The 14,517-nt window shown below is 72.9% G+C and carries 17 protein-coding genes; 7 read left to right on the top strand and 10 right to left on the bottom strand.

Annotated features, from left to right (window positions below; translation table 11 throughout):
- Window positions 1-172: 172 nt before the first annotated feature.
- Both EV378_RS25095 and EV378_RS25090 read right to left on the bottom strand, forming a co-directional pair.
- Window positions 173-880, bottom strand: a complete 708-nt coding sequence (locus tag EV378_RS25095) for a cache domain-containing protein (RefSeq protein ID WP_132429874.1) — start codon at window positions 878-880, stop codon at window positions 173-175.
- A complete protein-coding gene (locus EV378_RS25090) occupies window positions 877-1,662 on the bottom strand; it encodes a FadR/GntR family transcriptional regulator (protein WP_132429873.1) in 786 nt (261 codons plus the stop codon). Before EV378_RS25090 ends, EV378_RS25095 begins: the two co-directional genes overlap by 4 nt.
- 99 nt (window positions 1,663-1,761) lie before the next feature.
- Here EV378_RS25090 and EV378_RS25085 point away from each other — a divergent pair, with 99 nt between their 5' ends.
- From EV378_RS25085 to EV378_RS25070, 4 genes are read left to right on the top strand one after another with little or no spacing between them, the layout of a single operon-like run.
- Entirely contained in the window at window positions 1,762-2,958 is a 1,197-nt protein-coding gene (locus EV378_RS25085; protein ID WP_132429872.1) for a cytochrome P450, read from the top strand.
- A gap of 27 nt (window positions 2,959-2,985) precedes the next feature.
- Entirely contained in the window at window positions 2,986-4,410 is a 1,425-nt protein-coding gene (locus EV378_RS25080; protein ID WP_132429871.1) for a glutamine synthetase family protein, read from the top strand.
- Window positions 4,407-5,129, top strand: a complete 723-nt coding sequence (locus EV378_RS25075) for an ABC transporter substrate-binding protein (protein ID WP_207908862.1) — start codon at window positions 4,407-4,409, stop codon at window positions 5,127-5,129. The genes EV378_RS25080 and EV378_RS25075 overlap by 4 nt, the downstream gene beginning before the upstream one ends.
- Window positions 5,126-5,857 carry a gamma-glutamyl-gamma-aminobutyrate hydrolase family protein gene (locus EV378_RS25070; RefSeq protein WP_132429870.1) on the top strand — a complete coding sequence of 244 codons (732 nt, stop codon included), beginning with the start codon at window positions 5,126-5,128 and terminating at the stop codon, window positions 5,855-5,857. The genes EV378_RS25075 and EV378_RS25070 overlap by 4 nt, the downstream gene beginning before the upstream one ends.
- Here the strand turns inward: EV378_RS25070 and EV378_RS25065 are convergent.
- The 6 genes from EV378_RS25065 to EV378_RS25040 form a co-directional block, all read right to left on the bottom strand.
- Window positions 5,808-7,205, bottom strand: coding sequence for a purine-cytosine permease family protein (locus EV378_RS25065; protein WP_132429869.1), 1,398 nt, complete (start codon window positions 7,203-7,205; stop codon window positions 5,808-5,810). The two genes, EV378_RS25070 and EV378_RS25065, sit on opposite strands and share 50 nt — an antisense overlap.
- Before the next feature lie 82 nt (window positions 7,206-7,287).
- Entirely contained in the window at window positions 7,288-8,349 is a 1,062-nt protein-coding gene (locus EV378_RS25060) for an isopenicillin N synthase family dioxygenase (protein WP_243653757.1), read from the bottom strand.
- Window positions 8,350-8,416: 67 nt separating this feature from the next.
- On the bottom strand, window positions 8,417-9,544 hold the full coding sequence (locus tag EV378_RS25055) for a glycoside hydrolase family 27 protein (protein ID WP_132429868.1): 1,128 nt from the start codon (window positions 9,542-9,544) through the stop codon (window positions 8,417-8,419).
- 97 nt (window positions 9,545-9,641) lie between these two features.
- Entirely contained in the window at window positions 9,642-9,860 is a 219-nt protein-coding gene (locus tag EV378_RS25050; protein WP_132429867.1) for a hypothetical protein, read from the bottom strand.
- Between the two features lie 62 nt (window positions 9,861-9,922).
- Window positions 9,923-10,546 carry a sulfotransferase family protein gene (locus tag EV378_RS25045; RefSeq protein ID WP_132429866.1) on the bottom strand — a complete coding sequence of 208 codons (624 nt, stop codon included), beginning with the start codon at window positions 10,544-10,546 and terminating at the stop codon, window positions 9,923-9,925.
- A 42-nt stretch (window positions 10,547-10,588) separates the two neighbouring features.
- Window positions 10,589-11,248 (bottom strand): alpha-ketoglutarate-dependent dioxygenase AlkB, encoded by a 660-nt coding sequence (locus tag EV378_RS25040; RefSeq protein ID WP_132432712.1) that lies wholly within the window; start codon window positions 11,246-11,248, stop codon window positions 10,589-10,591.
- Window positions 11,249-11,315: 67 nt separating this feature from the next.
- Between EV378_RS25040 and EV378_RS25035 the strand changes: the two genes are divergently transcribed.
- Window positions 11,316-11,939, top strand: a complete 624-nt coding sequence (locus tag EV378_RS25035; RefSeq protein ID WP_132429865.1) for a DUF998 domain-containing protein — start codon at window positions 11,316-11,318, stop codon at window positions 11,937-11,939.
- Here EV378_RS25035 and EV378_RS25030 read toward each other — a convergent pair whose 3' ends face one another.
- Both EV378_RS25030 and EV378_RS25025 read right to left on the bottom strand, forming a co-directional pair.
- On the bottom strand, window positions 11,940-12,509 hold the full coding sequence (locus EV378_RS25030) for a TetR/AcrR family transcriptional regulator (RefSeq protein WP_207908861.1): 570 nt from the start codon (window positions 12,507-12,509) through the stop codon (window positions 11,940-11,942).
- An 89-nt stretch (window positions 12,510-12,598) separates the two neighbouring features.
- Window positions 12,599-12,961 carry an SPW repeat domain-containing protein gene (locus EV378_RS25025; protein ID WP_132429863.1) on the bottom strand — a complete coding sequence of 121 codons (363 nt, stop codon included), beginning with the start codon at window positions 12,959-12,961 and terminating at the stop codon, window positions 12,599-12,601.
- Window positions 12,962-13,096: 135 nt separating this feature from the next.
- On the opposite strand from EV378_RS25025, the gene EV378_RS25020 reads away from it, so the two are divergent.
- Together EV378_RS25020 and EV378_RS25015 are read left to right on the top strand one after the other, a co-directional pair.
- Window positions 13,097-13,741, top strand: coding sequence for a hypothetical protein (locus EV378_RS25020; RefSeq protein ID WP_132429862.1), 645 nt, complete (start codon window positions 13,097-13,099; stop codon window positions 13,739-13,741).
- A gap of 87 nt (window positions 13,742-13,828) precedes the next feature.
- Window positions 13,829-14,494: a hemerythrin domain-containing protein gene (locus tag EV378_RS25015; RefSeq protein WP_132429861.1), complete on the top strand. Its 666-nt coding sequence runs from the start codon at window positions 13,829-13,831 to the stop codon at window positions 14,492-14,494.
- The last annotated feature ends 23 nt before the right edge of the window (window positions 14,495-14,517 follow it).

Raw genomic sequence — 14,517 nt, 5'->3', positions numbered from 1 at the left:
TCGGTGGCAGGCCCGGGGCGTGACCGCTGCGGACCGAGCCCACGTCTGTGGTGCGGGTCACGCCGACAAAACATATAGAAGCAGATCTAAAACGCCGCGAAAAGGGCAGACGGGAGTTCGTCTCGCCGTCGTAGCCCTGACGTAACTCCGCCCGCGGCCCGTCGCGCTCCGCTCAGCGGTGCAGCAGGCGCAGCAACGACCCGGTGTCGCCCAGGTCGGTCAGCCGGAACCCGTCCGGGATCTCCGGCAGGCGATCGCCCGCCAGCAGGCGGCTGGAGTTGCCGACCAGGACCCCGTTGTGCGGGTTGAGCACGGCCGCCTCGCCGGGGATCCGCCGCAGGATCGGCAGCAGCACGCGCTCGAGGTCCCGGACCCGGATGTCGATGCCGGCGGCACCGACCGCGCGTCCGTGCGCGACGGCCTGCACCGTCAGCGTCACGATGTACTGCTCGACGCCGAGGTAGTCGATGTACGGACCGGCGATCCACGGGCGGCCGTCGTGGTAGGCGCGGGTGAACCACTCGAGCCGGTCGTACTCGTAGAACCGGGCCCCTGCCGGGTCGACGCCGAACTGGCATCGGCCGACCTCCCCGTCCGGTCCGCGCTCCCACCACTCGATGGCGCTCGGCGAGCCCGCGTCGTCCGGGCGGGCGAACACCAGCCCGGCGCCGTCCGCGCTCGGGTGGTCGGCGAGGAAGCGACGGGCGCGTTCCCCCAGCGGGTCCCGGGCCGCGTCGGCCAGCCGCGCGACGTCGTCGCCGGGGCTCGTGTGCCGTTCGATCTCCGCGCTGAAGTCGCGGTTCATCGTCCCGATGTCGGCGAACGTGTCCGCGAACCAGCGGGCGAGGTCGCCGACGGGATCGTCGAGATCGGGTGTCACGGTCGTCGGCCTCTCGTCGTCGACGGGACGTCGGGCCCGCCATCCTGGCCGAGCGCGATCTTGGCGTCGATCAGGAGGTAGGCGCAGCGGTGGACGTGCTCGCCCATCAGCCGCTCGGCGGCGCGGGCGTCGCCGTCCCGCACGGCCTCGACGACGCGCACGTGCTCGGCGTGCACGAGACCGGGCGCGTCCGCGTCGGCCACGACGTCGGACCAGTACAGCGCGCTGATCTCGCTCTGCAGCCGCAGCTCGGAACGCAGCAGGCGCGGTGACTGGGCGAGCACGGCCAGCTCGATGTGGAAACGGCTGTCCGCGACGGCCCGCTCCTGCGCGGAGCGTGCCCTGGGGAGCCGGTCCGCGAGCTCGAGCAGCCCACCGACGGCCGCAGCGGGGATCCGCGAGGCGGCCAGCTTGGCCACCGCCGACCCGATCGCGACGGACTCGTCGTGCAGGTCACGCAGGTCGACGACGCTCGTCCCGACCAGGGCCGTGACCACCTCGTCGTCGGTCGGGAACGGCGCCGCCACGACGAACGTGCCCCCGCTGCGCCCGCGCCGCGTCTCCACCAGCCCGCGCTCGCGCAGCACCGCCAGCGCCTTGCGCAGGGTCGCGACCGCGACCCCGAACTGCCGGGCCAGGTCGATCTCGGTCGGCAGCCGCTCGCCCGGCGAGTACAGACCGAGCGACATCGACGACGCGAGCCGGTCCGCGATGCCCGGCCCGCTCGCCGTCGCGCCGGCGTCCTCGACCATGACGGGCAGGAGCGTCTCCCGATCGGACACCGCCGTCCCCTTCGTGACCGGATGGTCGTTCTTGCGGGCTAATACCTTCACTTGTAGTTTATTCTCGCGTCGTCTCCGGATGGAGAGGGAAAGCACAGCATGGACCACGTCTCGGACGTTCCGTACCTCGACATCTCCGACCCGGCATTCTCGATGCACTCCGAGGCGGTGCGCGAAGCCAGGGAGCGGTCCTGGTTCGCCCGCACCAACTACGGGCTCGCCGTACTGCGCTACGCCGAGGTCAGGCAGCTGCTGAAGAACCCGTCGCTGTCCCAGGGCAGCGCGCGCTGGCCGGACCACCACGGCGTGCACGGCGGCACGTTCCACGAGTGGTGGGTCAGGAACCTGCTCGTGCTGGAGGGCGACGAGCACCACCGGATCCGGCGGCTGCTGACGCCGGCGTTCACCGTGGCGAGCGCACGGCGCCTGGAGCCCGCGTTCGCCGAGGTCGCCGAGGAGCTCGTCGCCGGGTTCGCCGGACGCGGCCACGCCGAGTTCGTGAGCGAGTTCTCCGAGCCCTACGCGGCCCGCGCGCTGTGCACGATGATGGGCCTGCCGCACGAGGACTGGACGTTCATCGCCGAGCACGCGAACACGATCGGGCTCGCCCTCGCGGTGAGCATCCGCGACGACATCGACCGCATCGACGAGGCCGTGTCGGCGCTCTACGAGTACGCCGAGAAGCTGATCGCGGACCGGCTCGCCCACCCGTCCGACGACATCGTGACGCGGCTGGTCCACCACTCCGAGGACGGCGACAAGCTCTCGCAGGCCGAGCTGCGCAACGCGCTGGTGCTGATGGTGTTCGGCGGCATGGACACCACCCGCAACCAGCTGGGTCTGATCCTGCGGACCTATCTGCACGACCCGGCCCAGTGGGAGCTGATCGCCGAACGCCCCGAGCTGGCCCGGCCGGCGATGGAGGAGGCGCTGCGCGTCGCACCGACGACGACGTGGGTCACCCGCGAGGCCGCCGAGTCGTTCGAGTTCCAGGGCCTGGAGATCGAGAAGGGGACGACGGTCCACCTGTTCGCCTACGCCTCCGGCACCGACCCGGAGGTCTACCCGGACGGTGACACGGTCGAGGTGACCGCGGAGCGCAGCCCGCACAACACGTTCGGCGGCGGCATCCACCACTGCATCGGCCACCAGATCGCGCGCGCCGACATGAGCGTCGCGCTGGCGACCCTGACCCGGCGGCTCACGAACGTCCGCGCGGCGGGTGGCGACGAGTGGCTGCCCGACTCCGGCAACACCGGCCCGATCCGCTACCCGATCACGTTCGACGCGCGCTGATCCGCACCGATTCCCGAGGAGCCCCCCATGACGATCGCCGAGGATGTCACCGCGGGCCGGTTCGGTGAGGACCTGCGCGCGGCGCTCGCCGACCGGGACGCGTTCGACCGGCACCGGTCGTCCAACACCGACCCCGCCACCGTCGCCCGGTGCCAGGACGTCCTCGGGTCCGCCGTGGAGTTCGTCTACTACATGGTCCCGACGATCGGCGGGCGGACGGTCGCGAAGGTCGTGCCGGCCGGGCACCTGGAACGGATGCTCGCCAAGGGGATCTGCTTCCACCGGACCGCGCTGACCGACCTGCAGTCCACACGCGACGGTGACCTGGTCGGCGGTGGCATCGAGGCCCGCGAGTTCTGGGGCCTGCCGCAGCCGGAGACGCTCCAGGTGCTGCCGTGGGACCCGACCGTCGCGCGGGTGTTCTGCCGCGCCTACGAGCCCCCGCACCTGACCGGTGTCGGCGGCCGGATCATGGCGCTGGACACCCGGGCCCTGGCCCAGGTGGCGCACGAGGGGTTCATCGCGCGGACCGGGCTGGAGCTGCGCAGCGGGCTGGAGCCGGAGATGACGTGGGCCGGACCGGGGATGGAGGTACAGACGAAGGACGGCCAGAGCCCGGCCTACCAGGTGGAGAACCTGGAGCGGATGCGTCCGGTCTTCCAGCGCGTCATCCGCTACGCCCGCGCGCTCGGGCTGGACATGATCCAGGGCGACTACGAGGACGACGGCCAGCTCGAGCTGAACTGGGACTTCGACCGCGCCGACACGACGGCCGACCGCCTGATCACCTACCGGCAGATCTGCAAGCAGGTGGCCCGCGAGCTCGGGCTGCAGGCGAGCTTCATGCCGAAGCCGACGAACGGGAAGATGGGCAACGGCTGTCACCACAACCTGAGCCTGTGGCGCGGTGGGCAGAACGTCGTCGAGGACGGCCGTGTCGAGCTGCACGTGACCGAGCAGGCCCGGCAGGCGATCGCCGGGATGCTGGTGCACTCCCCCGGCGCCGCGCTGGTCATGGGCTCGACGGTGAACTCCTACAAGCGGTACTGGGACGTCGGCCAGTTCGCTCCGGACGAGCCGACCTGGGGACTGGACAACCGCGGCGCGGCCGTGCGGATCTCGTCGAACGGCCGCATGGAGCACCGGCTGCCGGACGCCGCGGTGAACCCGTACCTGTCGATGGTCTACCTGCTGGCGTCCATCGAGGACGGTCTGGCGCGTGAGCTGGACGCCGGGGAGCCGGACGTCGCGGGCGGGGACGTCGCGGGCATCCGCCTGCCGCGCACGCTGGGTGAGGCGATCGAGGCGTTCCGCGCCGACGCCTACCTGATGGACGCCGTACCCGCCGAGCTGACGTCCGTCTACCTCGAACTGAAGTCCGACGAGTGGGCCCGGTTCTGCGGGACGATCACGCAGTGGGAGTTCGACCAGTACTGGGAGATGCTCCCGTGACCCCGGCGATCGGGCTGCGGCCGCTGCGGCTGGCGTGCATCGACTCCGAGGCGCCTCCGCTGTTCCACCGCACCCCGGACGGCCGCACCCGCACCGGCTACGAACCGGACGCCGCGTCGCTGGTGGCCGGCCGTCTGGGGCGCGACGTCGAGTGGGTGTTCCTGCCGTGGGACCAGCTGCTCGTCGCCGTGACCGACGGGCGGGCCGACGCCGTCTGGTGTGGACAGGGAGTGACCCCGGAACGCGCCGCGCAGGTGGACTTCACCCGGCCGTACGCGGTCTTCGGCGAGACGCTCGTCGTGCGGTCGGGCGACCCGGCCCGTGCCCCGGAGGATCTCGCCGGCTACCGGATCGGCGCGATCGAGGGCTCGATCAACGAGAAGCTGGCGCGCACGTTCCCGGGCATCGAGCTGGTCGGGTTCGGGAGCAGCGACGACGTGTTCGGCGACATGATCGCGGCCACCCGCGACGGGACGATCGACGGCTTCGTCGACGACGACGTCGTCAACGTCCCGCTCGTCGAGGACGACCCGGACCTGATCCAGGCGTTCGACGGCGGCACCCGCAACCCGTGGGCGGCCGGTGTCCGCCCGGGGGACGACGAGCTCCGGCTCGCGATCGACGGCGCGCTGGACGCCACGATCGCCGACGGATCCCTGGCCGAGGCGTGGACGCGGTGGATGCCGTCGCTGCCGTTCCCGCTGGTGCCCGCCCGGTGACCGTGCCGCTGGTCGGCGTCACCGGGATGTGGTCGAACCGCGTCCACGGCCTGCGGTTCGACGGCAACGCGGTCGCCGTGCAGGTACTGCGCAGCATCGTGCGGGCGGGCGGCGAGCCGCACGCGCTGTTCGCCGAGAGCCCGCTCGACCCGGCCGAGCGGGTGCGCCGGTTCGACGCCGTCGTCGTGCCCGGTGGTGCGGACCTGTCGCCGTCCACCTACGGCGCCGCACCGCACCCGCGCACGACACCCGCGGACCACGACGGCCAGGACGAGTTCGAGGCCGGGATCATCCGGGCGGCGATCGAGCAGGACGTCCCCCTGCTGGCGATCTGCCGCGGTTTCCAGCTGCTCGACGTGCTGTCCGGCGGCACGCTGCACCAGCACCTCGACGAGTCCGGTGTCCACCGCGACGGCCTGCACGACGTCGAGGTCACCGACGGCAGCCGCCTGCGCGGCATCGTCGGCGCCGACCGGATCTCCGTGTCCTCCTACCACCACCAGGGCATCGACCGGGTCGGCGACGGGCTGACGGTCACCGCCGTCGCACCCGACGGCCTGGTGGAGGGGCTGGAGATGCCGGGGGCCCGCGTCGTCGCGATCCAGTGGCACCCCGAGGACCGCGCCGAGACCGTCCCGGCCGAGCAGGCGCTGTTCGACTGGGTGGTCGCCGAGGCCGTCAGGCCCGCCGCGTCCGTCCCCGCATCGCGAGGTACACCGCGCCGCTGACCAGGAACCCGACCTCGAACGCGATGTCGCCGACCTGCGGCACCGCGGCCGGGACGAGACCGGTGAACGACACCTGGTTGGAGAACAGCAGGATCGACACGACGATGCCGGCCAGCATCGCCACCGGGCCGGCCGCGTTGCGGTTCCCGGTGTCGAACAGCAGGTGCTCGGTGGGCTGCCCGCGGCGCAGCCACATGTCGGCGAACACGACAGCCAGCCATGGCCCGATCCAGTAGGCGATGATCAGCAGGAAACTCTCGTAGGCGTGGCCCGCGTCGCTCAGCCCTGCGAGGGCCACCAGGAAGCCGAGCACGCCGAACACCCCGACGGCCAGTGCCCGTCGCAGCGTCAGCGGCAGCCGGATGCCCAGCGCCACGAACGACAGCGCGCCGGAGTAGATGTTGATCGCGTTGGCGGCGACGGCGCCGACGGCGATGCAGAGCAGCGTCAGTGCGGCCAGCCAGCTCGGCAGGTGCGCGGTGAACGCCGCCGTCGGCGACGCATCCGGATCGGACACCAGCGTCGCCGAGGCGGCACCGACCGTCTCCAGGACCACGCAGGGCACGAACACCCCGAGGCCCGCGGCAAGCCCGACCGAGCGCGGGCTCGTCGACGGCGGGAGGTAGCGCGTGTAGTCCGTGGCGTACGGGTTCCAGCCCGCGGCGTAGCCGAACGTCGCGCCGACGGTGAGCAGGAATCCGGCGAGCGATCCGTTCGGCTGCCCGTCGGTGGGCACGTAGGACGGGTCGACCTGGGTCAGGATCACCACCGACGTGATCGCGAAGACCACGGCCAGCACCGGCAGCACGATCTTCTCGAAGTTGTGGATCAGGTTGTGCCCCAGCAGCGCCACCCCGATCTGCACGACCGCGACGATCAGCAGCCCGAGCCACGCGGGCACCCCGGTCAGCGTCGACAGCGCGAGCGCCCCGGACACGCTGTTCACCGCGAACCAGCCGATGCCGCCGACGATCGCGTTCAGCCCTGCGGGCAGCACGTTGCCGCGGAAGCCGAAACCGAGCCGGGACAGCACCATCATCGGCACCCCGGCCCGCGGGCCGCGTGCCGAGAGCAGCCCGTGGGTCAGCGACCCGAGCGCCGTCCCGACGACGATCCCGGCCACCGCGCCCCAGAAGCCCAGGCTGAACGCGCTCACCGCGAGAACGCCGACGAAGATCGTCGCGAACTCGAGGTTGGGCGACGCCCACGTCCAGAACAGCTGCCGCGCCCGTCCGTGCCGTTCGGCGAGCGGGATGAACTCGGCCCCGCCGGGTTCGACGGCGACGACGCGGTCGCCGTAGACGCCGTCGCGCAGAACGACGTCGGCGGGTTCCTCGGTGATCGACATGGTCCTCCCTAGTGCCGTGTCGCGGAACGTTGGTGCCGGGATCGGCGGATCCAGGCGTTCGCAGGCAAGGCGCGCCCGCAGCTCATACCGGGCGTCTTCGCAAGGGCGGCAACGCCGCCTGCGGGCGCCCGGGCCTCCGAGATCGGTGCTGAACGTTCTGCGGCGCGGCACTGGGCACCGTGATCTGGGCGAGCTTCCCGGCCAGGTATTCCGCCGCCCGGACCGGCGGAGCGGCGTGCCCGGCCGGCTCGACCCAGGTGTCCGGATCGAGCTCGTAGAAGAAGACGAGAGACACCAGGTCCTCGTCCGGCGCCGCCGCCTGCGGCGGCAGGACGCGGTGGCGCGTCGACCGCCACCGCCCACCGGTCCAGAGCGACAGCAGGTCGCCGACGTTGATCGTGAACGCGTCCGGGCGGTACGGCGCGTCGACCCACCCGTGGCCGGGCACGTCGACCTGCAGGCGGCCGGCGCCCGGCTCGCGGTCGAGGACGGTGAACGTCCCGAAGTCGGTGTGCGCGCCGATCCGGAACTGCCCGTGGGTGGGCCGCCCGACCTCGGTCAGCGGCGGATAGTGGTTGATGTTGAGCGTGTAGCTGGGGTTGCCGGTGTGCCGGGTGAAGAAGTCCTCGTCGCGGCCGAGCGCGACGGCTCCGATCCGCAGCAGGTCGTCGGCCAGCGCCCGCATCGCTCCGACGTGCCGGACGACGGCGGCCCGCAGGTCAGGGACCTCGTCCGGCCACACGTTCGGCGGGAACCAGAACCCGTCGAGGTCCGGGTCACCGGTCGGGGTGTCGGCGCCGACCGCGTAGGTCTCCTTCAGGTCCGGCGGCGAGGTGACGCCCTCCGCCGCGGCGTTCGCCTCGACACCGGGCGGGAGCCATCCGCGCCCGCCGACGGTCACCGCGTAGCGGGCCTTCACGTCGTCGGGCAGGGCGAAGAACCGGCGCGCGAGGTCACGGACGGCGGCGCGGTCGTCGTCGGGGACACCGTGGCCGGTCACCAGCAGGAACCCGGACGTGCGCAGCGCCGCGTCGACGGCGGTGGCCACCGACTCCCGTCCCGCGGGATCGCCGCCGGCCCACGGCGCGATGTCGACCAGTGGCACCGGTGCGCTCGCCGGGATGGCTGGGGCGGTCTCGGTCACCGGTCCAGCGTCGGACGCCCGGGTACCACCTGCGTGACGGTGGCGTTACGAGCCGAAACCCTCGCGGTCAGCCCGTCGGTGTGACGCGGTAGAACGCGACGCCGTGGGCGGGCACGGTCGCCGCGAGATCGGGGGACGCGGTCGTCGCGGACGTCCCGGCCCACACGTCGGACACCCGGTACGCGGCGCTCGCTGGCAGCCCCGCCTCCGACGCGCTCGTCGCGATCGACGTCGGCGCGTCGCCGCGGTTGAGCAGCGCCACGGCGACGGACCCGTCGGCGAGCGGGCGGGCCCAGACCTCCGCGCGCCCGTCGGTGCGCAGCCGGGTCGCCTGCCTGCCCAGCGGGTCCTGGTCGACGGCGACGGCGCCCGGTGCGGTGAGGACGTCGCGCACGTCGGCGGGCATCGCGGTGACGTCGTTGCCCGCCATCAGCGGCGCGGCCATCATCGCCCACATCGTCATGTGCGCGCGGTTCTCGTCCGGGGTGAACGTGCCGCGCACGCCGACCTCGAGCATGTCCGGGTCGTTCCACCGGCCCGGTCCCGCGCGGCCCGCGAGCGGGGCCTGGGCGTCGAGGATCTCGGTCACGCCCATCGCGCAGTCCGACACGCAGCCGGTCGACCAGGCGTCGGCGACGTCCTCGGTGGTCCGCCACAGGTCGGCGACCCGGCCCCAGTCGTAGTAGGGGCCGCTGTTGAAGTGGGCGCTGTTCGGGTTGATCGAGTAGACGATGTCCCGGCCGGTGGCCCGCAGCGCGCGGTCCATGGTGGCGAACGCGGTGACCTGGTCGTCGATCGTGCCGTGTGGGGAGCACCAGTCGTACTTCAGGTAGTCGACGCCCCAGTCCGCGAACGTGCGGGCGTCCTGGTCCTCGTGACCGAGCGCGCCGGTGGCGCCGAGCAGCGTGCCGCCGTACTCGGCGCACGTCTGCTCCTCGGGTGACTGGTAGATGCCGAACCGCAGTCCCATCGCGTGGATGCGGTCGCCGAGCCACGCCATCCCGTGCGGGAAGCGCACCGGGTCGGCCTGCAGCGCACCGTCGGCGGCGCGCGCCGGCGCCTGCCAGCAGTCGTCGACGACGACGTAGCGGTAGCCGGCGTCGCGCATGCCGGACGTCACGAGCGCGCCCGCCGCGGCGAGGATCCGGTTCTCGTCGATCGCGCAGCCGAACGTGTTCCAGCTGTTCCAGCCCATCGGCGGGCGCGCGACCGCGCTCGTGCGATGGCCGGGGTCGGGCGGCGAGGCGCAGGCGCCGGCGAGCAGGAGCAGCGCGAGCAGCCACCCGACCGCGTTACCGGACCGCGAGGACAGGCCGTTCCCCCTCGACGTTCTCCGGCCGCCCGTGCGTCCGGTGCCCGGCGAACACCTCCGACCGCGCGAACGCGCGGAGCGTGCCGATCGCGGCAGGGCCGGGCGGGGCGCAGACCTGCAGGATCGCGGTCCGGGCCCGGGCGGTCGGCAGGGACAGCCGCCACCGGGAGCGGGTCGTGGCGTCGTCGTGGGGTTCCACGTCCCCAGGGTCCCGCCCGACACCCGCCGGAAGCTGTGCCGGGGTGATGAACTCGCTGTGCGTCAGCGCTGCCCCGTCGCGCGCAGGAAGTCCTCCGTGGAGTTGACGTGCGGGAACGGCTCGTCCGGCACCGGCACGCCGAGCACGTCGCAGAGCGGGCCCCACCCGTCGCCGACCGTCCAGTCGATCAGGCGACCGGCCGGGGTACCGGAGCGCACGGCCGCGTTGTGCCGGACGTAGGCGTCGATCATGCCGTCGCGGTCGTCGAGGTCGTGGTGGAAGTGGCGGTGGAGCAGGTCGAACGCCATCCGCCCGGCGTGCTCGCCGCGCGGCTCGGCCGTCCCGGCGTCGCGCAGTCCGGCGACGATCGTCGGTGTCATGCTGGTCCACCACCGCTCGGGGGTGACGTGCGAGGACAGCAGCACGACCGAGTCCGGCCAGTGCGCATGCAGCTCCCGCCACGGCATCGCCGCCACGATGTCGGTGGCCGCGACGTGCCCGTCGAAGACCGCGTCCCAGTCCGGCGTCCCGCCGTCGGCGTAGTCCTGCAGACCGGCGATCGCGGCGGGCTCGTGGATCACCTCCCACATGTGGCTGCACGACCCGCCGAGCAGCCGCTCCAGCGCGAGCTTCAACGAGTGCGTCCCCGTCCGGCACAGACCGGCGCCGACCACCTGCAGACCCATGTCCGACCTCCCCGGCGCACGATCATGGACGCCGGGGGCCCGTCACGCCATCGGACGCACCTCCCGTCGTCGTGCGCCGTCGCCGTCCGGATAGGCGTGCCGGAACTGCACGCTGATCCGCGGCCCGCACGGCCCGCTCACCTTCGGCACGCTGTGCTGCCAGGTCCGCTGGCAGGACCCGCCCATCACCAGCAGGTCGCCGGACGCGAGCGGGAACGCCACCGACGCGCCACCGCCGGTGGGGCGCAACCGCAACGGACGGGTCGCCCCGAGCGCCACCAGCGCGACGACCGCGCTCGGCAGCTCGCGCGCCACCCGGTCGCCGTGCCAGGCGACGCTGTCCGACCCGTCGCGGTAGAGGTTCGCTCCGACCTGGCTGAACCGGACGCCGTACCGGGCGCTCAGCGCGCCGGCCATCGCCACCAGCTCGGCTGGCGGCTCGTCGGCGTCCATCCGCCACCGGTGCGTCAGCCGGGGCTCCGCGACCACCTTGTCGTACATCCGCAGCTCGTGCGCCGCCCACGGAGTGCCGCCGAGCACCCGGTCGAACAGCGCGCCAGGGCCACGCACCCACCCCGGCACGACGTCCACCCAGGCCCCGTGCGCCAGCTCGTGCCGGCACAGGCCCTCGAAGCCGGGCGCGGTGCCGGACTCCTCCGGCTCTCCCCCGTCCAGCAGCGAGGGCTGCCAGCTCAGGTCCATCGTCACCCGGCCAACGGTACCCGAAATCGAACGTCAGTTCGAGTCCCTTCCTGCGACGATCTTGGTCATGCCCTCGACGTCCGGCACCGAGGCCCGGAACGCGGTCCTGTCCTACGTCGGTCTGCGACGGGCGGTGGGCGTGATCGGCATCGCGCTGCCGTTCGTGCTCGCGATCGGCGACCTGCTGCTCGCCGGGGAGGGCCTGCGCGGCTCGCTGAGCAGCTACTACTACACCGGCATGCGGGACGTGTTCGTCGGCAGCCTGTGCGCCGTCGGCGTGTTCCTGTTCTGCTACCGCTACGAGCGCTCCGACGACCTGCTGGCCAACCTCACCGGCATCGCCGCGATCGGGGTGGCGCTGTTCCCGACCCGGCCGGAGGGGCCGGTGAGCACCGCGCAGGTCGTGATCGGGTGGCTGCACCTCACGTTCGCGGCCGCGTTCTTCGCGCTGCTGGCGTGGTTCTGCCTGGTGCTGTTCACCCGCGACGACGGCGCGCCGACGTCGCGGAAAGCCCTGCGCAACACCGTCTACCGCACCTGCGGCGTGGTGATCCTCGCGAGCCTGGTGCTCGCCGTCGTGACCGGACTGCTCGGCATCGACGCGCTGTTCTGGCTGGAGTCGCTCGCCGTGCTGGCGTTCGGCGCCGCCTGGTTCGTCAAGGGCGACACGGTGCTGCGCGACCGGCCCTGATCACGCGCCCAGCGCGGCGACCACGACGGCCAGCTCGGCGTCCATCCGGTCCGACGGGGCGTCCGGGGTGTGCCGGGCCGTCGCGTGCCGGTGACCGATCGCGGCGGCGAGCAGCCGGGCCGCGCCGCGGACCCGCTCCGAGTCCCCGTACCCGGTCGCGGTCCGGATGACCTCCTGCACGGCGGCGACCAGCTCGTCGAACCGGCGGTTCAACGCGTCCCGCACGGCCGGATGGGTGTCCGCCTCGCGCCACAGCAGGTGGGACAGCACGTAGGAGGCGTCCAGCGAGCGGTCCAGTGTGGTGACCAGGCGCTCCAGGCTGGCCGGGAGGTCGTCGACCACGATCACGTCGGAGCACCGGACGACGTCCGCGGGCAGCCGCTCGACCAGCGCCTCGAGCAGGTCGGCCTTGCGACGGAAGTAGTAGTGCACGAGCCCCTTCGGCACGCCCGCGCGCTCGGCGATCCGCGATGTGGGCGTCGCGTCGAAGCCGTGCTCGGCGAACAGCTCCTCGCTCGCGGCCAGGATCCGCTCGCGAGCCGGCTCGTCGCCGGTCCCCGGGTCGGTCATCGCGGCCTCCTCTCGCACGGACATCCTCCCGCGCGCACGACGCGGGCCGCGACCGTCTCCGGTCGCGGCCCGCGTCGGTTCGATGGGGATCAGTGGGCGGCGATCGCTCCGCGGTGCGCGGCGTTCGCGGCCGGCAGGGCCGCCGCGGCCACGATCACCGTGAGGACACCGGCGACCCAGGACGTCCAGGACGCACCGCTCAGGTCGCTGTAGCCCATCACCCAGGGGGCGATGAACAGCAGCACGCCGAGCACCCCGTGCACGTACTCACTGGCCACCGAACCCGGCGACCCCAGCGACCAGAGCCCGGTCGCCGCGATCAGTACACCCAGCACGACCAGCGTCCACGCGGCGGCGGCATCAGTCGTCGTCACGAGGGGAGACAGTGCCGTCAGCACACCGATCACGAGCGCGGCCCAGTCCTGCCAACGCTGCCATGACCTCTCGACCATCGCGATACACCTTCTTCGTGAGCCCCACCTGGGGGAGTCCTCTGTGGGCTGATCTCAGGTCTACTCTTGGTTGGCCGGCCGGTCAATACCGTCCCGCGAGTGTCGCCGATCACCCGCCCGGTAGCGTCGGGCCACGTGTCCGCTCCCGACTCCGCCCCCGACCGGACCGGCACCGACGATGCGCCGTGGCCCGTGATGCGCCGGTCGAGCACGCGTTTCGTCCGCGCCTGCCGGGGGATCGCTGTCGTCGCGCTGGTCTACGGCCTGTACGTCGTCCTGCTCGCCCTGCGTGACCTCGGCTCGTCGGCCTGGCTGTGGATCGCGATCGTGGTCGGCGCGCTGGTGCACCTGGCCGGCGTCGTCGGGCTGTGGTTCCTGCCGCCGCGCTCCCCGTCGCGCCTGCTCCCCCGCCCCGGCAAGCCCGGGTTCGGTACGCCGTCGGCACGGGCCGCCGCGCGGAAGTCGCTCCTGGCCTACGAGGAGCTCGACGCGGACGGGCGCAGGCTGGTCGCCCTGGAGGTGGCCGGGAACGCCCGCCTGCCGCTCGTGGTGGCGGGCGCGTTCGCGATCCTCGGGCCGGTCGCCATCGGTACGCCGAACACGGCCCACCCGCTGCCGTGGCTCGGTCCGGTCGTCGCGGCGCTGGTGCTCGTCGTCCTCGTCGTGCTGGCCCTGCAGGTGCGGGCGGCGCGCCGCTTGCACCGCGCCGCCCAGCGTGCCGACGCACTCCCGACGATCGAGGACGACGAGGAGGACGGCACGGTCCTCTTCACGCCCTGACCTGGGCGGACAGCGGCTGCAAGCCGCCTGCAAGTCCCCGGACAGCGCACCGGCGCACGGTAGGGCTCCCGACGAGAGGAGCTCGACATGACCACCGCCGACGCCACCCGCACCGCCGACCTGACCGGCATCGCGATCGCGCACCGCATGATGCGCACCGACCTGCACCGCCTCGTCCCGACCGCCGAGCGGATCGCCGACGGCGAGGCGTGCGACCGCAAGCGTGCCGCCGCGCTGGCGACGTGGGTGGAGAAGCTGTGCGAGGAGATCCACCACCACCACACGGCCGAAGACGACATCGCGTGGCCGGTGATCGCCCGCCACGCCGGCCAGGCCGTCGACCTGTCCGAGCTGTCCGACGACCACGCCGCCCTCGACCCGCTCCTGGACGGCCTGCGCACGACGGCGAAGGCTCTGCGCGGCGCCACCGACCTCGGACGCGCGGACGTCGCCCTCTCGCTGGCCCGACGCCTGGCCGCCCTGCGCGACGAGATCGACGAGCACCTCGACGCCGAGGAGACCGACCTGTTCCCGATCATCGAGCGCTACGTCCCGGCCGAGGAGTGGGACACGGTGATCGCCGGCGTGCAGAAGGGCGGGCCAGGGCTGCGCTTCATGCTGCCGCGGGTGCTCGCCGTCGTCACCGACGAGGAGCACGCCGTGCTGAGCAAGGAGGGCGGGCCGGTGCTCGTCGCACTCGCCTGGCTGCTGCGCCCCGGCCACCGGCGCCGCGAGCGCCTGGTCTTCGGCTGACCCGCCGCTCCCGGCCCGCGCCG

Source organism: Pseudonocardia endophytica (genome assembly GCF_004339565.1).
In the GTDB taxonomy this organism is placed as follows: Bacteria; Actinomycetota; Actinomycetes; order Mycobacteriales; family Pseudonocardiaceae; genus Pseudonocardia; species Pseudonocardia endophytica.
Note: the sequence above shows the minus strand (reverse complement) of the source record. Positions and strands in the feature narration are given on the sequence as shown.